The organism is Roseateles asaccharophilus, from assembly GCF_031458115.1.
Taxonomy (GTDB): Bacteria; Pseudomonadota; Gammaproteobacteria; order Burkholderiales; family Burkholderiaceae_C; genus Pelomonas; species Pelomonas asaccharophilus_A.
The window spans coordinates 713184-733885 of the sequence record NZ_JAVDXV010000002.1; the positions used below are offsets into that span (position 1 = coordinate 713184).

Sequence of the window (20702 nt, forward strand, 5' to 3'; positions counted from 1 at the left end):
TCTCGGGGGGCAGCGCCCAACGGGCGCGTGGGGGTTTCATCATCACAGCTCTTCCACGTGACGTGGCGGGTAGGTGTCCCAGTTCAGACAACCCGGGCATTGCCAGAAGTAGTGGGCGGCTTCAAAGCCGCAGGCCGCGCAGCGGTAGCGCTGCAGCGGCTTGGTGGCCGTTTCCAGTGCCTTGACCATGGGGGCGGCCTCGTCAGCGGGCAGCGCGCCGGCGTTGAGCTTCAGAAGGTCGGTCGCGGCGGACAGCACGGGCTGCTCGCGCAGGTGGGCGGTCAGGCGTTCGCGCTGCGGCTCGGGCTGCAGCGTGGCCAATGCGCGCAGCAGATGCATGCTGGGGGCACGCTGGTACTGCTCGGTCAGCAGCGCGATGGCGCGTTCGGGCTGGCCCAGCGCCTTGGCGGCGGCGGCGCAGTCGGCCGCCACCAGGTTGAAGGCGGGCGGGTTGGCCGACAGCAGCTTGGTAAACGCGGCCAGCGCGGCCTCCGGCTGGCCTGCCTTGAGCAGCAACTGGCCCTGCAGCACATAGGCGCGCGCGGCCTCGGGCGCGCGGCGCTGCGCCTGCTCCAGCAATGCGGGGGCCAGGTCGGCATGGCCTTGGGACTGTGCCACCAGCGCCTGCTCGCACAGGTAATGCGCGATGCGGCCGGAGAACGAGCCGGTGCCGGCGGCCTCCAGTTCGGCGGCCACGTCGGCGGCCTTGGCCCAGTCGCGCGAACGCTCGTACAGCGACAGCAGCGCCAGGCGCGCCTCGCGCTCGAACGCGGTGCCGCGCAGCTCCGCATAGGCGGCCTCGGCGCGGTCGAACAGGCCGGCCTTGAAGAAGTCCTGCGCCAGTTCGTGCTGGGCGCGGTCGCGGTCGGCCTTGGTGATGTCGCCGCGGCGGATCAGGTGCTCGTGCACGCGCACGGCGCGCTCGGTCTCGCCACGACGACGGAACAGGCTGCCCAGCGCGAAGTGCAGCTCGGACGTGTCGGGGTCGTTCTGGACCGCCTCGATGAAGGCGTCGATGGCCTTGTCCTGCTGCTCGTTCAGCAGCAGGTTCAGTCCCTTGAAATAGGCCTTGGGCGATTCACGCTGTTCGAGCTTCCACTGCCTCGAGTCGAGCTTGGACGCGAGCCAGCCGAGAACGAAGACGACGGGCAGGACGAACAGCAGCCAGCGCGGATCAAACTCCATCTTGGTGGGCGGCGTAGGGAGCGGTGGGCGCGTCGGACGCGGGCGTGGGCACAGCAGGCGTGGGCTCGGTGCGCTGCGCGGCACGGCGGTGGCGCCACCAGGCGGGCACCATGGCCAGCACGCCGAACGCGGCGCCGAGGCCAAAGGCCAGCAGCACGATGATGACCTGCGGCGCACGCCATTCGTGGCCGAAGAACCAGCGCACGACGGCTTCGTGGCTGTTGTTCAGCGCGAACGCGAACAGCGTGAAGAAGAGCAGGGCCCGCAGGAGCCAGACGAGGGTGCGCATACCAAGGATTTTGGCTCAGGCGCCGTTCGGTTTTCCGGGCCGAGCGCTGGGCCGCTCCCGAGCCGGCCCGCCATGGCGATGTGCTTGGCGGTCAATCCGGCAAGCATCGCCGTCTCCTCGGGAGACCGGCCAAGGTACTCCTTGGACGAGAGGCTTCATTCCACCGGGAGGTGTTCGTCGACGGCTTCGCGCAGGGCCTTGCCGGGCTTGAAGTGAGGTGCCAGCTTCTCCGGGATCATGACCTGCTCGCCGCTGCGCGGATTGCGGCCCACGCGGGGCGGGCGGCGGCTGATGGAGAAGCTGCCAAAGCCGCGGATCTCGATGCGGTGGCCGCGCGCCAGCGCGTCGCTCATCGCGTCGAGGATGGTCTTGACCGCGAACTCGGTGTCGCGCTGGGTCAGTTGGCCGAAGCGTTCGGCAAGGACTGCGACGAGGTCGGAACGGGTCATGACGGGATTTCGACTTTATGAATTGAAACAGGCCCGCTGGCGAGGCCGGCGAGCCTGTGGGGGAGCATACCCGGCCCGCATGCAGGCCGGGCGATCAACCGAGGGCTTAGTTGCCCTGGTTGTCCAGCTTGGCGCGCAGCAGGGCGCCCAGGCTGGTCGTGCCGGCGTTTTCACGCTCGTTGGTCTGGCTCAGACGCTGCATGGCTTCCTGCTGGTCGGCGTTGTCCTTGGCCTTGATCGACAGCTGGATGTTGCGGGTCTTGCGATCCACGTTGACGATCACGGCGGTGACTTCGTCGCCTTCCTTCAGCACGTTGCGGGCGTCTTCCACGCGATCGCGGGAGATTTCCGAAGCGCGCAGGTAAGCCATCACGCCGTCAGCCAGTTCGACTTCAGCACCGCGCGGGTCCACGGTTTTGACCTTGCCGGTCACCGAGGCGCCACGGTCGTTGATCGTGGTGTAGGCGGTGAACGGGTCGCTGTCCAGCTGCTTGATGCCCAGCGAGATGCGCTCGCGCTCGACGTCCACGGCCAGCACGACGGCTTCGACTTCCTGGCCCTTCTTGAAGTTGCGCACGGCGGTTTCGCCGGCTTCGTCCCAAGACAGGTCGGACAGGTGCACCAGACCGTCGATGCCCTGGGCCAGGCCCACGAACACGCCGAAGTCGGTGATGGACTTGACCGGACCCTTGACCTTGTCGCCGCGCTTGACGTTCTCGGCGAACTCTTCCCACGGGTTGGCCTTGCACTGCTTCATGCCCAGGCTGATGCGGCGCTTGTCTTCGTCGATTTCCAGGACCATGACTTCGACTTCGTCGCCCAGCGAGACCAGCTTGCTGGGGGCGATGTTCTTGTTGGTCCAGTCCATTTCGGAGACGTGCACCAGGCCTTCGATGCCCGGCTCGATCTCGACGAACGCGCCGTAGTCGGCGATGTTCGTGACCTTGCCGAACAGGCGCGTGCCGGTCGGGTAGCGGCGAGCAACGCCGAACCACGGGTCGTCGCCCAGCTGCTTGATGCCCAGCGAGACGCGGTTCTTCTCCGCGTCGAACTTCAGGACCTTGGCCGTCAGTTCCTGACCAACCGTCACCACTTCGCTCGGGTGACGGACACGGCGCCAGGCCATGTCGGTGATGTGCAGCAGGCCGTCGATGCCGCCCAGGTCGACGAACGCACCGTATTCGGTGATGTTCTTGACCACGCCGTTGACGATGGCGCCTTCGGACAGCGTTTCCAGCAGCTTGGCGCGCTCTTCACCCATGGAGGCTTCGACCACGGCACGACGCGACAGCACAACGTTGTTGCGCTTGCGGTCGAGCTTGATGACCTTGAATTCCATGGTCTTGCCCTCGAACGGGCTCATGTCCTTCACCGGGCGGGTGTCCAGCAGCGAACCGGGCAGGAAGGCGCGGATGCCGTTGACCAGGACGGTCAGGCCGCCCTTGACCTTGCCGGAGACGGTGCCGGTCACGAAGTCGCCGGACTCCAGAGCCGTTTCCAGGCTCAGCCACGAGGCCAGGCGCTTGGCCTTGTCGCGCGACAGGATGGTGTCGCCGTAGCCGTTTTCGATGGCGTCGATGGCGACGGAGACGAAGTCGCCGACCTGGACTTCCAGTTCGCCCTGGTCGTTCTTGAACTCTTCGATGGGCACGTAGGCTTCGGACTTGAGGCCTGCGTTGACGACGACGAAGTTGTGTTCGACACGAACGACTTCAGCCGAGATCACTTCGCCAGCGCGCATGTCGGAGCGCTGCAGCGACTCCTCGAACATTGCGGCAAAGGATTCCATGCCGGAAGCGGCGGTTTGGGTTTGGGACATGTTGATTGATCCTGATGCGGCGGGGAGCCCCGACGCGGCGTGCAGACAAGCTGCGGGTTAAGTTGTTGACATCGCGGCCCTCAGTGAACTGGCGTTCGGAGGGAAGGGCCGCGGGCCGTGGCTTCTCAAGCCTGGACTCTTTTGGGCGCCTTGTGGGTAACGAGGCGCTTCAGAAGGGCCGGCGCTGCTGCCACCAACCGAGCACTTGATCCACCGAGGCTTCGATGGTCAGCGCCGAGTTGTCGAGCAACTGCGCGTCCTGCGCGGGAGTCAGGGGCGAGGCCGAGCGGTTCTTGTCCCGTTCGTCCCGCGCCTCCAAATCTTCGCGCAAGCTATTGATATTAGCCGAAATTCCCTTGGAAATCAATTGCTTATGACGGCGCTCGGCGCGCGTGGCAGCGCTGGCGGTCAGAAACACCTTGAGGGTGGCGTCCGGGAAGATGGCCGTGCCCATGTCGCGGCCGTCGGCGACCAGGCCGGGCAGGCGGCGGAAGTCCAGCTGCAGCTGGTTCAGCGCCTGACGCACCTGGGCGTGGGCCGCGACCTGCGAGGCCAGCAAGCCGGTGGCTTCGGCGCGCAGCCGGGCGCTGACGTCCTCGTCACCGAGGAAGACGTGGCCATCACGGAAGCTGAGCTTCAGCGTCGGCACGATGGCGGCCACGGCGTCGCCGTTGTCCAGGTCCAGGCCGGCACGGCGGGCGGCCAGTCCGGTCACGCGGTACAGCGCGCCGGAGTCCAGCACCTCGAAGCCCAGCGCCTTGCCGACTTCGTCGGCCAGCGTGCCCTTGCCGGAGGCGGTCGGGCCGTCGATGGTGATGACGGGGATGTCGGCGGCGTTGGCCGTGACGACGCCGAACAGCGTCTCGAAGTAGTCCGGGAAGGTCTTGGCGACGCAGTGCGGCTCCAGGATGCGTACCGGCACGGTGTTCTCCGTCACCAGGCCATTGAAGGCGGCCAGCGAGAAGCACATCGCGACGCGGTGGTCGTCGTAAGTGTGGATGGACGCAGCCTTCCAGTCCTTCAGCGGCTCGACGCGGATCCAGTCCGGGCCTTCATCGACCGTCGCGCCCAGCTTGCGCAGCTCGGTCGCCATGGCGGCGATGCGGTCGGTCTCCTTGACGCGCCAGCTGGCGATGTTGGTCAGCGTCGTCGGACCGTCGGCGTACAGCGCCATGACGGTGAGCGTCATCGCTGCGTCGGGGATGTGGTTGCAGTCCAGCGTGATGCCCTTGAGCGGCCAGGCACCACGGCGGACTTCCAGCCAGTTGGGGCCTGTCTTGACTTCGGCCCCCATCGCGGCGGCCGCCTCGATGAAGCGCACGTCGCCTTGCAGCGACTCGCTGCCGACGCCCTCGATGCGGATGGGCGTGCCGGTGGCCGCGATGGCGCCCAGGCCGACGAAGTAGGACGCGGACGAGGCGTCGCCCTCGACAAAGACTTCGCCTGGCGACACGTAGCGGCTGCCGGCCGGGATGATGAAGGCTTCCCAGCCCTCGCGTTTCACGGCGATGCCAAAGCGTGCCAGCAGCGCCAGCGTGATCTCGATATAGGGCTTGGAGATCAGCTCGCCGATGACCTCGATGCGGATGTCGCGCTCGGCCACCAACGGCAGCGCCAGCAGCAGCGCCGTCAGGAACTGGCTGGACACGTCGCCGCGCACCTTGACCGGTGCGTCCAGCGCCAGCGCCGACGGACCGCGCAGCCGCAGCGGCGGGTAGCCGGCATTGCCCAGGTCATCGATGGCGCAACCCAGGCCGCGCAGCGCGTCGACCAAGTCTCCGATGGGGCGCTCGTGCATGCGCGGCACGCCCGAGACCTCGAAGCTGCCGCCCTGTGTGGCGGCCAGCACGGCCAGCGCGGCTGTCAGCGGCCGCATGGCGGTGCCCGCGTTGCCGAGGAACAGTTGGGCTTCCTTGGCGCGCAGCTTGCCGCCCAGACCGTCGATGACAACCGCGTCGCCCTCGCGCCAGACGCCGCAACCCAGCGTGCGCAGTGCATCCAGCATGACGGCGGTATCGTCCGACGCCAGCAGATCGCGCACAAAGGTCTTGCCTTCGCTCAGCGCCGCCAGCAGCAGCACGCGGTTGGAGATGCTCTTGGAGCCGGGCAGGCGGACGGTGCCCGTGGCGCCGCGCAGCGGCGGCAGGTCGAGGAAGGGAATCTTGAACATCACTTGCCTGGCGGGCGGCCGGGAGGGACTGCAGGGGAGGGAGGGTTCCAGGCGGCGCGGCCCTCGGCGATGGGCCTCAGCGCGGCTTCCAGCGCCGGTGCATCGCCGGCCTCGATCAGCGCTTCGAGCTGGTCCAGCGTGGTGCGGAAGCGCTTGGACTGGGCCAGCACCTCGTGCTTGTTGGCCAGCAGGATGTCGCGCCAGACCGCAGGCTCGCCGGCGGCGATGCGCGTGAAATCGCGAAAGCCCGGGCCTGCCAGGCTCAGGTAGTCTCGCGCAGCGGGCTGCTCGGCAATCGCTTGGAAGTAGGCGAAGGCCAGCAGATGAGGCAGATGGCTGACGGCGGCGAACGCGGCGTCGTGGTTGTGCGGCCGCATCTTCAGCACGGTGGTGCCCAGCGCCGACCAGACGTCGGTGGCGAGCTGCACCAGCTGCGGGTTCGTGAACGGCTGCGGTGTCAGGATGACTTGGCGGCCTTCGTAAAGCGTGGCTTCGGCATGCTGCACCCCGCCCGACTCCTTGCCGGCGATGGGGTGGCAGGGCACGAAGCTGGCGGCGCGCTCGCCCAGCGCACGACGCGCGGCCTCGATGACGTCGCACTTGGTCGAGCCGACGTCCATGAACAGCACGCCGGGATTCACCAGATGGCGGATTGCCTTCAGCGTGGCCTCGGTGGCGGACACGGGCACGGCGATCAGCACGATGTCCGAGCCCGACACGGCCAGCAGTGCCGACTCGGCAGCGACGTCGATGACGCCCAGCTTCTTGGCCTGCTTGGTGGTGGACGGCGATTTGCTGTAGCCCACGACCCGCCGGACCAGGCCAGCCTTCTTCATGGCCAGCGCGAAGCTGCCGCCCATCAGGCCGCATCCGATCACGCCGAGCTGTTGGAACATGGTGTCAGGCCTTGAGAGGGTAGGCGCCCAGCATCTTGAAGAACGCGCAATTCACGCGCAGCTCGTCCAGTGCCGCTGCGACATTCGGCTGGCTGGGATGGCCGTCGAGGTCGATGTAGAAGTAGTACTCCCACTGGCCGTTGCGGGCCGGGCGCGACTCCAGGCGCGTCATGGACACGCCGTGCTTCTTCAGCGGCACCAGCAGGTCGTGCATGGCGCCGGGGCGGTTGGGCACGGACACGACCAGGCTGGTGCAGTCGCGACCGGTGGCCGGCGGCGTGGCCATGGTCTGCGGCAGGCAGATGACGGCAAAGCGCGTGCGGTTGTAGGCCTCGTCCTGGACGGCATGGGCCACGATGTGCAGGCCGAAGACCTGCGACGCGCGCTCGGCGCCCAGTGCGGCCCAGGCCGGATTGGTGGCGGCCAGGCGAGCGCCCTCGGCATTGCTGGACACCGCGCGGCGCTCGACATCGGGCAGGTGCTTGTTCAGCCAGTTCTGGCACTGGGCCAGCGCCTGCGGATGCGCGAGAACCGCCTCGATGCCATGCATGGACGGTTCCTTGCGCATCAGGTTGTGGCGGATCAACAAGGACACTTCGCCCACCACATGGCAGGGCGTGTGCAGGAACAGGTCCAGCGAGCGGGTGACGACACCCTCGGTCATGTTCTCCACGCCCACGACGCCGAACTGCGCGCTGCCGCTGGCGGTGGCGTGGAAGACATCGTCGAAGCTGCCGCAGTAGCTGATGTCGGCGGCGCCGCCAAAATACTCGATGGCGGCCTGCTCGCAGAAGGTGCCCACCGGGCCCAGCACGGCCACGCGCTGCGGCGACTCCAGCGCCAGGCAGGCGGACATGATCTCGCGCCAGATGGCCGACACGTGTTCGGCCTTCAGCGGGCCGGGGTTGGCGGCGCGGATCTTCTCGATGACCTGCGCGACGCGGTCCGGGCGAAAGAAGGGCGTGCCTTCGGCGCGCTTGATCTCGCCGACCTGCTCGGCGACGCGGGCGCGTTCGTTCAGCAGTTGCAGCAGCTGCTTGTCCAGGCCGTCGATCTGGTCGCGCAGCGCCAGCAGGGCCTGGGAGGCGACGGGTTCAACCATGGCGAGCCTCGAAATCCTTCATGAACGACACCAGCGCCTGCACGCCCTCCAGCGACATCGCGTTGTAGATGGACGCGCGCATGCCGCCCACCGACTTATGGCCTTTGAGCTGAAGCAGGCCCGTCGCCTTGGACTCGGCCAGGAAGGCGTCGTTCAGCGATTCGTCCTTCAGGAAGAACGGCACGTTCATGCGCGAGCGGCAGCTGGGCGCCACGCGGTTTTCGTAGAAGCCGGAGCCGTCCAGCATGCCGTAGAGCAGGGCGGCCTTGTCGATGTTGCGCTGCTCGATGGCGGCCAGGCCGCGCTTGCCGGCGTAGTCGAAGCCCTTGAGCCACTGGAACACCAGGCCGGCCACGTAGATGCCGAACGTGGGCGGCGTGTTGTACATGGACTGGTTGTTGGCCACGGTCTCATAGTTGAAGGCCGTAGGGCAGATGTCCAGCGCATGGCCCAGAAGGTCCTCGCGCACGAACACGAGCGTCACGCCGGCCGGGCCGACGTTTTTCTGCGCGCCGCCGAAGGCCAGACCCACACGGCTCCAGTCGATCGGCCGCGACAGCAGGTGCGACGAGCAGTCGATCACCAGCGGCACGCCGTTCGTCAGCTGCGGCAGGTCGTGGAACTCGACGCCGTCGATGGTCTCGTTGGTGCAGACGTGCACATAAGCCGCGTCGTCGCGCAACTGCCAGTCACGCGGAATTTCGCGGCCGGTGCCTTCGGCAGCGACCTGCACATCGGCATAGCGGCGCGCCTCGGACGCGCTCTTGCGCGACCATGAGCCCGTGACGACGACATCGACCTTGCCGCCGCGGCTGAGATTCAGCGGCACGATGGCGTTCTCGCCCAGTCCGCCACCCTGCATGAACAGGATGCGGAAGTTGGCCGGCACGGCCAGCAGTTCGCGCAGGTCGGCCTCGGCCGCGGCGAGGATGCTGCCGAACTCCTTCCCGCGGTGGCTCATCTCCATGACGCTCATGCCGCTGCCGCCCCAGTCCAGCATCTCGGCAGCCACCTGGCGCAGGACGGGCTCAGGCAGGACGGCCGGGCCGGCGGAGAAATTGAACGGGCGGGATGAGGTCATCAAAGAGGATTACTTCTTGGGCGCGGGGGCGGCAGGCTTGGATGCAGGAGCCGTCTGCGGCTGGATGCCCAGCTGTTTGGCCAGCGTGCCCTGCAGGGTCTTCAGGCGGCCTTCGAGCGTCGGACCGGCTTCGGTCATGACCTTCTGCGCCACGGCCTTCTGCAGCTCGACGTTGGCGGCTCCGAACTTCTGGCTGACCGGGGATTCTGCCCAGGCCAGGATCTGCTTCAGTTCGTCCTCGTTGAAGCGTTCGTCCAGCAGCGCCGAAGCCGTGGAGGGCGCGGCCTTGGCGGCCTTGTCCTTCACGAAGGCGACGTTTTCCTCGACGAACTTCTTCAGCTCGGCGTCCATGGCCTTGGCCGTTGCTTCGCGCTTTTCGGCGGGCACCTGCTGCAAAGCGGCGCGGCCTGCCTGCATCAGCTGCGGCAGCGGTCCTTGAACCAAGTTGTTGGCCAGGCCTTCGGCCAGGCCCTGGGTCTGCAGTGCAACGATCTTGTCGATGAGTGCCTTTTTGGCCGGCGATGGTTGGGCCAGCACGGAACCGGTGGCCAGGGCGAGGGCGAGGGCCAGGCCCAGCTTGCGAGAGGTCATGTCAGTCATTCCTTGGGGGATTCCGGAGCTTCAGAGGAGTCGTCGGTCGTACCGGCATCGCCGCCTTCAGCGGTGCCCTCTGCTTCGTTCGCGTCGTTCTCGACGATGCGCTGCAGGCCCGACAGCTTGGCGCCGTCATCCAGCGCGATCAGCGTCACGCCCTGCGTGGCGCGGCCCAGTTCGCGGATCTCGGCGACACGGGTGCGCACCAGCACGCCCTTGTCGGTGATCAGCATGATCTCGTCCTCCGGGCGCACCAGCGTCGCGGCGACGACGCGGCCGTTGCGCTCGCTCTGCTGGATGGCGATCATGCCCTTGGTGCCGCGGCCGTGGCGGGTGTACTCGACGATGCTGGTGCGCTTGCCGTAGCCGTTCTCGGTGGCGGTCAGCACGCTCTGCGTTTCGTCTTCGGCCACCAGCATGGCGATCAGGCGCTGGTCGGGTTCCAGCATCATGCCGCGCACGCCGCGGGCGGTGCGGCCCATGGGGCGCACGTCGTCCTCGTCGAAGCGCACGGCCTTGCCGCCGTCGCTGAACAGCATCACGTCGTGGTGGCCGTCGGTCAGCGCGGCGCCGATCAGGTGGTCGCCCTCGTCGAGGTCGACGGCGATGATGCCGGCCTTGCGTGGGTTGCTGAAGTCCTTCAGCGAGGTCTTCTTGACCGTGCCCATGGCGGTGGCCATGAAGATGAAGTGATCTTCAGGGAAGCTGCGGAACTCGCCCGTCAGCGGCAGCACGACGGTGATCTTCTCGCCCTGCTGCAGCGGGAACATGTTGACGATGGGCTTGCCGCGCGAGTTGCGCGAGCCTTGCGGAACTTCCCACACCTTCAGCCAGTAGACGCGGCCGCGGTCGGAGAAGCACAGGATCCAGTCGTGCGTGTTGGCGATGAAGAGCTGGTCGATCCAGTCGTCGTCCTTCGTCGCCGTGGCCTGCTTGCCGCGGCCGCCACGACGCTGCGAGCGGTATTCGCTGAGCGCCTGGCTCTTGATGTAGCCGGTGTGGGAGAGCGTCACGACCATGTCGGTCGGCGTGATCAGGTCTTCGGTGCCCAGTTCCTGCGCGTTGTGCTCGATGACGGAGCGGCGCGCGCCCAGCTTGGTCTGGCCGAACTCGGTCTTCAGCTGCGTCAGCTCGTCGCCGATGATGGTCGTCACACGCGACGGCGTGGCCAGGATGTCCAGCAGATCGGCGATCTCGGCCATCACGTCCTTGTACTCGCCGACGATCTTGTCCTGCTCCAGGCCGGTCAGGCGTTGCAGGCGCATCTGCAGGATTTCGCCGGCCTGCGCTTCGGACAGGCGGTACAGGCCGTCGGCCTGCATGCCGTACTCGGCCTCCAGGCCTTCCGGGCGGTAGGCGGCACTGCCGCCCTCGGCGCGCGACAGCATCTCGCGAACCAGCGACGAGTCCCAGCTCTTGGCCATCAGCGCCGCCTTGGCGACCGGCGGCGTCGGCGAGGTCTTGATGGTCTCGATGAACTCGTCGATGTTGGCCAGCGCGACGGCCAGGCCTTCCAGCACGTGGCCGCGCTCGCGCGCCTTGCGCAGTTCGTAGATCGTGCGGCGCGTCACCACCTCGCGGCGGTGCTCCAGGAACACGATGACCATGTCGCGCAGATTGCACAGTTTGGGCTGGCCGTCCACGAGGGCGACCATGTTCATGCCGAAACTGTCCTGCAGCTGGGTCTGCTTGTAGAGGTTGTTCAGCACCACCTCGGGGACTTCGCCGCGCTTGAGTTCGATGACGACGCGCATGCCCGACTTGTCGGACTCGTCCTGGATATGGCTGATGCCCTCGATCTTCTTTTCATGCACCAACTCGGCGATGCGCTCGAGCAGGCTTTTCTTGTTGACCTGGTAGGGGATCTCGTCAACGATGATCGCCTGGCGGTTGCCCTTGTCGATGTCCTCGAAGTGCACCTTGGCGCGCATGACCACGCGGCCGCGGCCCGTGCGGTAGCCGTCGCGCACGCCGGCCAGGCCGTAGATGATGCCGGCGGTGGGGAAGTCGGGCGCCGGGATGATCTCCATCAGCTCGTCGACCGTGACATCCGGGTTCTTCAGCGCCAGCATGCAGGCGTCGACAACCTCGTTGAGGTTGTGCGGCGGGATATTCGTGGCCATACCCACGGCAATACCCGCCGAACCATTCACCAGCAGATTCGGCAAACGCGTCGGCAGAACCAAAGGCTCTTTATGGCTGCCGTCGTAGTTCGGCCCGAAATCGACAGTTTCCTTGTCGATGTCGGCCAGCATTTCGTGGGCGATTTTGTCGAGGCGGATTTCGGTGTATCGCATCGCCGCGGCGTTATCGCCGTCGATGGAGCCGAAGTTGCCCTGGCCGTCAATCAGCATGTGACGCAGACTGAACGGCTGCGCCATGCGGACGATGGTGTCGTAAATCGCCGAGTCGCCGTGCGGGTGGTATTTACCCATGGTCTCACCCACCGCCTGTGCCGACTTGCGGTACTTGGCGTTGTAGGTGTTGCCCATCTCGTTCATCGCGTACAGCACGCGGCGATGCACCGGCTTCAGGCCGTCTCGGGCGTCGGGCAGCGCGCGGCCGACGATCACGCTCATCGCGTAGTCGAGGTAGGAGCGGCGCATCTCCTCCTCAAGGCTGATCGGCAGGGTTTCCTTGGCGAACTGAGTCATGCAGCAGACTTGCGCACATGCCTACATGGGCACGGCGTCCTTGGAGGTAGGTGAAAGGCGCGAATTCTAAGGGCCGCACCTCCATGTAGCAGCAGCGCAACATCGTCACCGTGCCCATGAACGTAGGCCGCCACAATGCATAGGTCTCGGTGCCCACATGGCACAATCGTCGAGTCCCTAGGAGAAACCCTAAAGTCTCTCCTGAGGTTAGAGGTTCGAGTACTGACTCTCGCAGGGCAACTGCGGCATTCCTTGAGAGGAGAATCATGAAGAAACTGAATCGCGTGGCGTCGCTGTTTGCGATGGCTGCGGTCGCCGCTGCGGCATCGTCGGCGTCGGCGCAAACCATCGACAACTGGCGCGCAACCGACGGCACCGTCTGGAAGAACGGCACCAACGAATACTGCTGGCGCAACAACTTCTGGACGCCGGCCACGGCCGCCAAGGGTTGCGACGGCGAAATCAAGCCCGCGCCCAAGGTTGAGCCGCCGGCCCCGGTTGCGCCCCCGCCGCCGTCGCCCCCGCCGGCTCCTCCCAAGGTGACGCCGCCGCCGCCGGCCCCGGTCAGCGAGAAGGTCACCTTCGCCGCCGACGCCTTCTTCGACTTCGACAAGTCGACGCTGAAGCCCGAAGCCACCGCCAAGCTGGATGACCTGGTCAGCAAGACCAAGGGCATCAACCTGGAAGTCATCATCGCCGTGGGCCACACCGACTCGGTGGGCAGCGATGAGTACAACCAGAAGCTGTCGATCCGCCGCTCGGAAGCCGTCAAGGCCTATCTGGTGAGCAAGGGCGTTGAGCCGAACCGCGTCTACACCGAAGGCAAGGGCGAGAAGCAACCCGTCGCCGACAACAAGACCGCCGAAGGCCGCGCGAAGAACCGCCGCACCGAGATCGAAGTCGTCGGTACGCGCAACAAGTAAGCTCTGCGCCTTCGGGCGCTTTGCGCAAAGCCCCGCACGGCCCGTCCGTCGGGGCTTTTTCTTTTTCTGCTTCTGCTGTCATGACGATCAACGCCGATCCTCAAGAACTCGCCAAGTTCGGCGAACTGGCCCACCGCTGGTGGGATCCCGAGAGCGACTTCAAGCCGCTGCATCAGATCAACCCGCTGCGCCTGGGCTGGATACAGCAGCTGTGCCCACTGGCAGGCAAGCGCGTCGTCGACGTGGGCTGCGGCGGCGGCATCCTGAGCGACTCCATGGCGCGGGCCGGCGCGCAGGTGCTGGGCATCGACCTGTCGACCAGGCCGCTGCGCGTGGCCGAACTGCACGCGATGGAAGCCGGCACCGAGGGCGTCGAGTACCGCGAGATCGCCGTCGAGGCGCTGGCGGCGGAGCAGCCCGGCAGCTTTGATGCGGTGACCTGCATGGAGATGCTGGAGCATGTGCCCGATCCGGCCTCCGTCGTGCGGGCCTGCGCGACGCTGGTCAAGCCGGGCGGCTGGGTGTTCCTGTCGACGCTGAACCGCAATGCCAAGTCCTTCCTGCTGGCCATCGTCGGGGCGGAGTACGTGCTAAACATGCTGCCCAAGGGCACGCATGAGTACGCGCGCTTCCTGAAGCCGTCCGAACTGGCGCAGTTCTGCCGTGACTCCGGGCTGGAACTGCAGGCCACGCGCGGCCTGAGCTACAACCCGCTGACGCAGCACTACAGCCTGGGGCAGGACACCGACGTCAACTACCTGCTGGCCTGCCGCCGTCCGCTGTGAGCGCGCTGACGCCCCGTTGGGCGCATCTGCGGGCCGTGCTGTTCGATCTGGACGGTACGCTGATCGACAGTGCCGAGGACCTGGCCCGCGCCGCCAATGCGATGCGCGAGGCACGCGACCTGCCGCCATTGCCGCTTGCGCAGTACCGCCCCCACGGAGGCTCGGGAGCGCGCGGCATGCTGGGCCAGGCGTTTGCGACGGCACCCGGGCAGGCGGGCTATGAAGAACTCGCGCACGAGTTTCTCGATCTCTATGAAGGCCTGATGTACGACGGCACGCGCCCGTTTGCAGGCGTGGAGGCTGAACTGACCGGACTTCAGTCCGCGGGGCTGGCGTGGGGCATCGTCACGAACAAGGCCGAGCGCTTTGCGCTGCCGCTGACGAGGGCGTTGCGCTTGGATGCGCCAGCGGTGGTGGGCGGCGACACGACCGCGCACAGGAAGCCGCACCCCGCGCCGCTGCTGGAGGCGGCGCGCCGCCTGGGTGTTGCGCCGGAGGCCTGCCTGTATGTGGGGGACGACGAACGCGACGTCATCGCCGGCCGCGCCGCCGGCATGGCGACGGCCGTGGCAGCCTGGGGCTATCTGGGTGCGCAGGCTGACCATCGCCAGTGGGGCGCCGATGCCGAACTCGCCGCACCGGGCGACCTCTTGAAGCTGCTCGGACTGGCCTAAAATACGAGCTTCTGGGGCCGACCTGGTTTCGACGTGGGTGCGGATCCGGAGTAGGGCATGCCGAGCACCAGTTCGCTCGTAAAACCACTGGAAACAAAGTAACTGCAAACGACTCTACGTTCGCACTCGCCGCTTAATTGCGGATGAGCTTCTCAACGGCAGGCCGATGGGCCGGGCTGAGTTCCGCAAGGGGCAAGGCTGAGAAGTCACTCACATCGGCTGGCGTCGCAGCGGGTCACTCGTTGCGGCGCGAGATCAAGTGACTGGCGGGAAAGCTAGCGTGCCACTGCGCGAGTTGACCGTGAGATTCAAATCAGCCGGCTAAGCATGTAGATCTGCCCGGTGATGGCTTGCGGACGGGGGTTCAATTCCCCCCGGCTCCACCATTCAAGGGTCCGACAAGGACCACAAAAGACCGAAGGCGCTAGGTGAATCAATTACTTAGCGCCTTTTTTCTTGCGCATGGGGCCAGCAGGGGCCACTTGAATCCGGATTCCACTGGGGGCACACTTGGGGGCATAACAAGGCTTGGGGGCACAAGGCGATGCAATGTGCCCCCATCACCAGTGGAGGCCCACCCTGCAAACCAACAAGCTCACCGATACCGCGATCCGCAAAGCCAAGAACGGCGACAAGTCGGTCAAGATGGCCGACGGTGGCGGCCTGTACCTCGAACTGCACCCCAACGGCTCGCGCTACTGGCGCATGAAGTACCGCTTCGGCGGCGTCGAGAAGCGTCTCGCCTTTGGCGTCTACCCCGAGGTGACACTGGCCGATGCTCGCCGCAAGCGCGACGACGCCCGGCGGCTGCTGGCCAACGATGCGGACCCGGGCGAGCAACTGAAAGCCGCCAAGGTCGCCGTACAGGCCAGCGCCGAGGCCGCGCAGATGATCGCCAAGGGCTTGCCCGTGCCCGGTACGTTCGAGTTTGTCGCCCGCGAATGGCTGACGACCGTCCATGACCACAAGGTCAGCGCCGGCCACGCCGGACGTACGAAAACCCGGCTGGAGCAAAACATCTTCCCTTGGCTTGGCGCTCGCCCCATCTCTGAGATTGAGGCGCCCGAGTTGCTGCAGGCCCTGCGCCGGGTCGAAGCGCGAGGAGCCATTGAGACAGCGCACCGCATCAAGGATTCCTGCGCCCAGGTCTTCCGGTACGGCATTGCGTGTGGTGTCTGTACGAGGAACCCCGCCGCCGACCTGAAAGACGCCCTGAAGCCCGTTCCGACGCGGCACCTCGCGGCCATCGTGGACCCCATAGGGACGGGTAAGCTGCTGCGCGACATTGCCGAGTACCAGGGCCATCCGGTGGTTTGCGCTGCGCTGAAGCTGTCGGCGCTGCTCCTCCTCCGGCCGGGCGAGTTGCGGCACCTCGAATGGGCATGGATCGACTTTGACAGCGCCACGCTCACGGTGCCCTCGCAGTTGATGAAGCGCACCAAGGCGGACAAGCAAGACGGACCTCCGCACATCGTCCCGCTGGCACGTCAGGCTATCAACATCCTGAGGGAGCTACAGGCCCTTACCGGTGGCGAAGGGCGCCGGCTGGTGTTCCCATCCCCTCAAAGCCGGTCGCGTTGCATAAGCGACAACGCCGTGCGGAGTGCCCTGCGCCGTATGGGGTACGGCAACGACGATATGACCGCCCACGGCTTCCGAGCGATGGCACGAACTCTGATCGCTGAGCGTCTGGGCGTGCTACCTGAGGTCATCGAGGCCCAACTCGCTCATGCTGTCGCCGACCCGCTCGGCCGGGCCTACAACCGCACGCAGTTTCTTGACCAGCGGCGGGACATGATGGGCAGGTGGGCTGACTACCTGGACCGCCTAAGGCAAGGCGCCGAGGTGGTGCCTATAGACCGGCGCGCCACCAGTTGAACCATGCCCCTAAGGGGTTGTCCCTTAGGGATTCCGTCCGGGCCGCCCATAGGCGGGCCTTGCGGGCGTGCCTATAGGGACGGCCTTATAGAGGCGCCTATAGAGGCCCCTATAGAGACAGCCCCTAAGGGGCAAACCCCATCAGCCCAAGGGCGGCTTAAGCCGTTGCGCCTTTATAGGCGAGCAAAACCGCCATGCCGAGGGCACACAAACGAATGCACCGAGTTCCCTTCAATCCCCATCAGCGCCGCGAACTTGTCGCCCTTGGCCTGACCGACAAAATGATTGAGCACATCGAAGTCGGGGCTTTATCCACGGCCCGGGAAATGCTGAAGCGGCCGCCCCGAAACGAAGACGTGCGCGCTGAACTGCTCCAGCTTCAGAAGAAGCTGACGGAAGCCCAACACGCGATTGAGCGCCTGCTCGAAGCGCCGAAAGAGTTCGCCCCCCTCAGATACGCCCGCTCCATGCTGACCGCAGGCCAGGGCCGGCACGTCATGGGCGGCATTCGGCTGAACGAAAGCTCCAAGTCGCTTGCGGCGGCCATTGAGGTGGTCGGTGCCGGCCTCGCAAAGGTGCCGGCCAAACCGCTGCGCCACCGATCCGCCGACCCGTACCCGGTTGAGCTGATTCACGACGCGCTGCAGATGGGCGTGCTGGCCGAGCGGGGCGAACCTGACCCGGACTTCATGTGGCCGAGTGCATCGCCGACCAGCCCCTTTCGGCAAATGATCGGCATTTGCTACGAGGCCATCGACGCGCCCCACGCCGACCCTGAGCGGGCCATCAAGGCTTACCTGAAGAAGTGGACAGCCCTGCACCGCTACTTGGCCGGTCAAGGTCTGGTGACAGAACGCCTCCGAAAAACCTAGCGTTCTGTCCTAGCTGCTTTTCGGCCCAAAAATCAAAGTTCGTCCCATGCCAGCACATGGGACCACATCGGAACTGACGCCTTCGGGCAGTACATCGCCGATGCTGTTTTCTCCGTCCCACTGGCTCAACCCTATGGAACGGAAAGTGAAACAAGACAGCATCAATCAACGCGACGGGCAACGCCCGACCCCGGCCGCTCTGGCGGACGTGGCTTTTCTGGACATCAGCGACGTGTGCGCAGCCGCACGCATGTCGGCCAGTTGGGTTCATGAGGAGGTCCGCGCCGGGCGCTTCCCTCAGCCTCTGCGATTCGGCCCGCGCTGCACCCGCTGGCGAAGTGGCGACGTACGGGCATGGCTGGTGGCTCGCGCGGCCGCCGCCGAGGCGGACACCGAAACGACTGCGGCCATGGTCGCCCAGGCCAAGAAGGCCAGCGACGCGGCCCAAGCCAAGCGGCGCGGCGCCATGCTGGCAGGCGGTGCCCAATGATGGCCGCCGATCTTGAAAGGGCCTTCCGGCTCGAAGTGCTGGCCACTCTTGGCCACGCGCCCGAGGTGGTCGAGCCGGGCAAGCTGCAACGCTTCGCAACCCGTGATCGCCGCCACGATGACGCCGGCTGGTGCCTGATGTTCGAGGACCGGCGCGGCGGCGTGTATGGCTGCTACCGGGCCGGCTTCCAGCGAACCTGGACCGCCCGCGATCGGCGCACACTGACGCCCAGTGAACGGGCCGAGCTTGCGCGCCAGGTCGAAGCGGCGACAAGGCAACGCCTGACCCTGCAGCGCGAGCGCTGGGCCAAGCACGCGGCACGCAATGCCGAAGTCTGGGCGAGGTGTCTCCCGCTCACGCCGGGCGATCCTGTGGCGTCTTACCTGCGCCGACGTGGCTTTGATGGCGTGTGGCCGTTGCCTGCTGCCCTGCGCCTGCATCCCGCCTTGCCGTACTGGCACGAGGGCGCCTTGTTGGGCGCCTTCCCGGCCATGGTGGCGCCGCTGAGCGGGCCTGACGGTCGCACGGTGGCGCTGCACCGCACCTATCTGACGCCGGCTGGCCGCAAAGCCGATGTACCCAGCGTGAAGAAGCTCAGCGGCGCATCTGGGCCGCTGGCTGGGGCGGCGATTCGACTGCATGAACCGGCCGGGCGTTGCATGGGCATCGCCGAAGGCATCGAGACGGCCCTCGCCGCCACCTGCATGACGGGGTTGCCCAGCGTGGCCGCCTATTGCGCGGGCAATCTGGCGGCGTGGCAATGGCCGGCGAGCCTGCAGCGGCTGGTGATCCTTGCAGACGCGGACAACGCGGGCCGGCAGGCCGCCGACGCGCTACGCCGTCGCGCGCTGGCGGCTGGATTGCGTGTCGAAGTGATGGCGCCCACGGATGCCGGCGCCGACTAGTGCGACGTGTGGGCAGCGCGCGAACGCCTGCAGGCGGAGGCCGCATGAAGCACTCTCAGCAAGACTTGGCGCGTGCGGCTGCTCTGGCCGGTGAGCCGGCTGTGCGCCTCATCCGTGGCGATGCCGTGGCCTTGGAGCCCGTGCGCTGGCTGTGGAACGGCTTCCTGCCGGCTGGCATGTTGACGATCCTGGGCGGTGCGCCAGGGTGCGGCAAGACGACCATTGCTTTGTCGCTGGCGGCCACGATCACCCGTGGCGGCACCTGGCCTGATGGCACGCGCTGCACTCAGCCCGGCGATGTGCTGGTGTGGAGCGGGGAAGACGGACATTCGGTGATTGCGGCTCGGCTGAAAGCGGCCGGCGCCGACATGGAGCGGGTTCACTTCATCGACGGCATTACCGGCAGCGAGGGTGAGGCTTTCGACCCGGGCCGCGACATGGATTTGTTGGAGAAGACTGCAGATGGTTTGCAGGCCCCTCGCTTGTTGATCCTTGACCCCATCGTGTCGGCGGTGGCGGGTGACTCGCACAAGGGCGCGGAGGTGCGCCGCTCGCTGCAGCCGGTTGTGACCTTGGCGCAGCGGCTGGGCTGCGCGGTGCTGGGCATCACGCATTTCAGCAAAGGCACTTCGGGTCGTGATCCAGTGGAGCGGGTGACGGGCAGCATCGCGTTCGCAGCGCTGGCGCGGCTGGTGCTGGTGGCGGCGAAGGTGAAGCCAGGGGATGACGGCGATGAGCGGCGCGTGCTGCTGCGCGCCAAGTCCAACATCGGGGCAGATGACGGCGGTTTTGCCTATGCGCTGGAACGGGCCGAAGTGGCGCCCGACGTTGAGGGGCAGTACGTACGCTGGTTGGAAGTCCTGACGGGATCGGCGCGCGAGCTGCTGGCGGATGCAGAGGCCGATGGTGCGGATGACGGCGAAGGCGCGGGCGATGCGGCTGCGTGGCTGCGCGAACTGCTGGCGTGCGGGCCTGTGGCTGTTGCCGACGTGAAGCGCTTTGCGGATGAGGCAGGCTACTCGTGGCGAACGATGCAACGGGCGATGCGCAAGGCCGGCGCGGAGTCGCGGCGCAACGGGTTCGGCAAGGCTGCCGAGTGGTTCCTCAAGCCCAGTCGCGCCACAGTCACGCCAATGGCGCCACACGCAGGAACTGGCGCCACTGGCGCGACTGGTGGCGCGACTGACGATGCGGCGGTGATCTGATGGGTGCGCGTGATCTGCTCGATGCAATGAGCGGCGCTGGGCTGAGCGTGATGGCCGAGGGGGATCAACTGGTGATTCGGCCCGGGTCGAAGGTGACCGACGAGCTGAGGGCTGCGCTGCGGGAGGCCAAGTCGGAACTCTTGGCTCTGCTGCGCGGTGCGCCTGATTTGCGTCAGCCAGGACAGGCCGCAGCGGCATGTACGGTGGGCGATGCGGCGCGGCAAAGGTACGTGACACGCTTGCTGAGGTTGCATTGGCCGAAGGCCGAGGCCGAGGCATTTGCGGGCCGCTTGGTGGAGCGGGATCGCTCGGGCGACGAGCGGGTCAGCTGCTTTGAGTGTCGGCACTATCGGCCCGGTTCCTGCGGGAACTATCGGCGGGCTGGATTGGGCGCGCGAACTGTCGGCTCGGACTTGGCGGGGTTGTTGCAGCGCTGCAGCGGGTTTGCGTTGTTTCAGCGGTAGGACCGCCTGCAAGGTAGCTGGCGGTACGCATCCTGCCCGTACGTACGGGGACTCGTACGTAAGGGGGCTCGTATGTATGGGGTCCGTACGGCCGTACGTCACGCGCTCGTGACATCGTATGTACAGCCCGCTCATCTCGCTGACCGGGCCGTCTCAAGTTGCCGCTCACAAAGCAACGCCGGCTTCAGGCCGATTGCAGCCGCACAAGCCGGGCCGGTGCCCGGCAGCTATCGACCCATAGCAGGCAGACGACCCGACCTATAGAGC

The 20702-nt window shown here is 66.5% G+C and carries 19 protein-coding genes and 1 other RNA gene; 10 read left to right on the forward strand and 10 right to left on the reverse strand.

The features are described 5' to 3' along the window. Window positions 1-42: 42 nt before the first annotated feature. From lapB to gyrA, 10 genes are all read right to left on the reverse strand, one after another. Window positions 43-1185 (reverse strand): lipopolysaccharide assembly protein LapB, encoded by a 1143-nt coding sequence (gene lapB / locus J2X21_RS07810; RefSeq protein WP_310326915.1) that lies wholly within the window; start codon window positions 1183-1185, stop codon window positions 43-45. After that, window positions 1175-1474: a LapA family protein gene (locus tag J2X21_RS07815; protein WP_310326917.1), complete on the reverse strand. Its 300-nt coding sequence runs from the start codon at window positions 1472-1474 to the stop codon at window positions 1175-1177. Before J2X21_RS07815 ends, lapB begins: the two co-directional genes overlap by 11 nt. Window positions 1475-1629: 155 nt before the next feature. Continuing rightward, window positions 1630-1923, reverse strand: coding sequence for an integration host factor subunit beta (locus tag J2X21_RS07820; protein WP_268153703.1), 294 nt, complete (start codon window positions 1921-1923; stop codon window positions 1630-1632). A gap of 106 nt (window positions 1924-2029) precedes the next feature. After that, window positions 2030-3742: a 30S ribosomal protein S1 gene (gene rpsA / locus J2X21_RS07825; RefSeq protein WP_310326919.1), complete on the reverse strand. Its 1713-nt coding sequence runs from the start codon at window positions 3740-3742 to the stop codon at window positions 2030-2032. A gap of 169 nt (window positions 3743-3911) precedes the next feature. After that, a complete protein-coding gene (locus J2X21_RS07830; RefSeq protein ID WP_310326922.1) occupies window positions 3912-5912 on the reverse strand; it encodes a bifunctional 3-phosphoshikimate 1-carboxyvinyltransferase/cytidylate kinase in 2001 nt (666 codons plus the stop codon). Next, complete coding sequence (locus tag J2X21_RS07835) at window positions 5912-6808, reverse strand: prephenate dehydrogenase (RefSeq protein WP_310326925.1); 897 nt, start codon at window positions 6806-6808, stop codon at window positions 5912-5914. Before J2X21_RS07835 ends, J2X21_RS07830 begins: the two co-directional genes overlap by 1 nt. Window positions 6809-6812: 4 nt before the next feature. Next, complete coding sequence (gene pheA, locus J2X21_RS07840) at window positions 6813-7910, reverse strand: prephenate dehydratase (protein ID WP_310326928.1); 1098 nt, start codon at window positions 7908-7910, stop codon at window positions 6813-6815. Then, a complete protein-coding gene (gene serC, locus J2X21_RS07845; protein ID WP_310326930.1) occupies window positions 7903-8991 on the reverse strand; it encodes a 3-phosphoserine/phosphohydroxythreonine transaminase in 1089 nt (362 codons plus the stop codon). The genes pheA and serC overlap by 8 nt, the downstream gene beginning before the upstream one ends. Window positions 8992-9000: 9 nt before the next feature. Further along, window positions 9001-9582, reverse strand: coding sequence for a DUF2059 domain-containing protein (locus J2X21_RS07850; RefSeq protein ID WP_310326932.1), 582 nt, complete (start codon window positions 9580-9582; stop codon window positions 9001-9003). 5 nt (window positions 9583-9587) lie between these two features. Further along, window positions 9588-12239, reverse strand: coding sequence for a DNA gyrase subunit A (gene gyrA, locus J2X21_RS07855; protein ID WP_310326934.1), 2652 nt, complete (start codon window positions 12237-12239; stop codon window positions 9588-9590). A gap of 266 nt (window positions 12240-12505) precedes the next feature. On the opposite strand from gyrA, the gene ompA reads away from it, so the two are divergent. From ompA to J2X21_RS27155, 10 genes are all read left to right on the forward strand, one after another. Continuing rightward, on the forward strand, window positions 12506-13162 hold the full coding sequence (ompA, locus tag J2X21_RS07860) for an outer membrane protein OmpA (protein WP_310326935.1): 657 nt from the start codon (window positions 12506-12508) through the stop codon (window positions 13160-13162). An 80-nt stretch (window positions 13163-13242) separates the two neighbouring features. Beyond that, entirely contained in the window at window positions 13243-13947 is a 705-nt protein-coding gene (ubiG, locus tag J2X21_RS07865; protein ID WP_310326936.1) for a bifunctional 2-polyprenyl-6-hydroxyphenol methylase/3-demethylubiquinol 3-O-methyltransferase UbiG, read from the forward strand. A 5-nt stretch (window positions 13948-13952) separates the two neighbouring features. Further along, window positions 13953-14621, forward strand: a complete 669-nt coding sequence (locus J2X21_RS07870; RefSeq protein ID WP_310327240.1) for an HAD-IA family hydrolase — start codon at window positions 13953-13955, stop codon at window positions 14619-14621. Window positions 14622-14634: 13 nt separating this feature from the next. Beyond that, window positions 14635-15007: a transfer-messenger RNA gene (ssrA, locus tag J2X21_RS07875) on the forward strand. 163 nt (window positions 15008-15170) lie between these two features. Further along, window positions 15171-16499, forward strand: coding sequence for a tyrosine-type recombinase/integrase (locus J2X21_RS07880; RefSeq protein WP_310326937.1), 1329 nt, complete (start codon window positions 15171-15173; stop codon window positions 16497-16499). A gap of 215 nt (window positions 16500-16714) precedes the next feature. After that, window positions 16715-17371 carry a hypothetical protein gene (locus J2X21_RS07885; RefSeq protein WP_310326939.1) on the forward strand — a complete coding sequence of 219 codons (657 nt, stop codon included), beginning with the start codon at window positions 16715-16717 and terminating at the stop codon, window positions 17369-17371. A gap of 100 nt (window positions 17372-17471) precedes the next feature. Further along, a complete protein-coding gene (locus J2X21_RS07890) occupies window positions 17472-17861 on the forward strand; it encodes a helix-turn-helix transcriptional regulator (protein WP_310326942.1) in 390 nt (129 codons plus the stop codon). Beyond that, the gene (locus J2X21_RS07895; protein WP_310326945.1) at window positions 17861-18766 is read left to right on the forward strand and encodes a DUF7146 domain-containing protein; all 906 of its coding nucleotides are present in this window, start codon (window positions 17861-17863) and stop codon (window positions 18764-18766) included. Before J2X21_RS07890 ends, J2X21_RS07895 begins: the two co-directional genes overlap by 1 nt. Window positions 18767-18810: 44 nt before the next feature. After that, window positions 18811-19971: an AAA family ATPase gene (locus tag J2X21_RS07900; RefSeq protein WP_310326947.1), complete on the forward strand. Its 1161-nt coding sequence runs from the start codon at window positions 18811-18813 to the stop codon at window positions 19969-19971. Beyond that, window positions 19971-20435 carry a TubC N-terminal docking domain-related protein gene (locus tag J2X21_RS27155; protein WP_404666603.1) on the forward strand — a complete coding sequence of 155 codons (465 nt, stop codon included), beginning with the start codon at window positions 19971-19973 and terminating at the stop codon, window positions 20433-20435. Before J2X21_RS07900 ends, J2X21_RS27155 begins: the two co-directional genes overlap by 1 nt. Window positions 20436-20702: the final 267 nt, after the last annotated feature.

Bases quoted from the DNA above. Each gene is read 5' to 3' on its own strand.
- lapB (WP_310326915.1), bottom strand. From the start codon at position 1,185: ATGGAGTTTGATCCGCGCTGGCTGCTGTTCGTCCTGCCCGTCGTCTTC.
- J2X21_RS07815 (WP_310326917.1), bottom strand. From the start codon at position 1,474: ATGCGCACCCTCGTCTGGCTCCTGCGGGCCCTGCTCTTCTTCACGCTG.
- J2X21_RS07820 (WP_268153703.1), bottom strand. From the start codon at position 1,923: ATGACCCGTTCCGACCTCGTCGCAGTCCTTGCCGAACGCTTCGGCCAA.
- rpsA (WP_310326919.1), bottom strand. From the start codon at position 3,742: ATGTCCCAAACCCAAACCGCCGCTTCCGGCATGGAATCCTTTGCCGCA.
- J2X21_RS07830 (WP_310326922.1), bottom strand. From the start codon at position 5,912: ATGTTCAAGATTCCCTTCCTCGACCTGCCGCCGCTGCGCGGCGCCACG.
- J2X21_RS07835 (WP_310326925.1), bottom strand. From the start codon at position 6,808: ATGTTCCAACAGCTCGGCGTGATCGGATGCGGCCTGATGGGCGGCAGC.
- pheA (WP_310326928.1), bottom strand. From the start codon at position 7,910: ATGGTTGAACCCGTCGCCTCCCAGGCCCTGCTGGCGCTGCGCGACCAG.
- serC (WP_310326930.1), bottom strand. From the start codon at position 8,991: ATGACCTCATCCCGCCCGTTCAATTTCTCCGCCGGCCCGGCCGTCCTG.
- J2X21_RS07850 (WP_310326932.1), bottom strand. From the start codon at position 9,582: ATGACCTCTCGCAAGCTGGGCCTGGCCCTCGCCCTCGCCCTGGCCACC.
- gyrA (WP_310326934.1), bottom strand. From the start codon at position 12,239: ATGACTCAGTTCGCCAAGGAAACCCTGCCGATCAGCCTTGAGGAGGAG.
- ompA (WP_310326935.1), top strand. From the start codon at position 12,506: ATGAAGAAACTGAATCGCGTGGCGTCGCTGTTTGCGATGGCTGCGGTC.
- ubiG (WP_310326936.1), top strand. From the start codon at position 13,243: ATGACGATCAACGCCGATCCTCAAGAACTCGCCAAGTTCGGCGAACTG.
- J2X21_RS07880 (WP_310326937.1), top strand. From the start codon at position 15,171: ATGTGCCCCCATCACCAGTGGAGGCCCACCCTGCAAACCAACAAGCTC.
- J2X21_RS07885 (WP_310326939.1), top strand. From the start codon at position 16,715: ATGCACCGAGTTCCCTTCAATCCCCATCAGCGCCGCGAACTTGTCGCC.
- J2X21_RS07890 (WP_310326942.1), top strand. From the start codon at position 17,472: ATGCTGTTTTCTCCGTCCCACTGGCTCAACCCTATGGAACGGAAAGTG.
- J2X21_RS07895 (WP_310326945.1), top strand. From the start codon at position 17,861: ATGGCCGCCGATCTTGAAAGGGCCTTCCGGCTCGAAGTGCTGGCCACT.
- J2X21_RS07900 (WP_310326947.1), top strand. From the start codon at position 18,811: ATGAAGCACTCTCAGCAAGACTTGGCGCGTGCGGCTGCTCTGGCCGGT.
- J2X21_RS27155 (WP_404666603.1), top strand. From the start codon at position 19,971: ATGGGTGCGCGTGATCTGCTCGATGCAATGAGCGGCGCTGGGCTGAGC.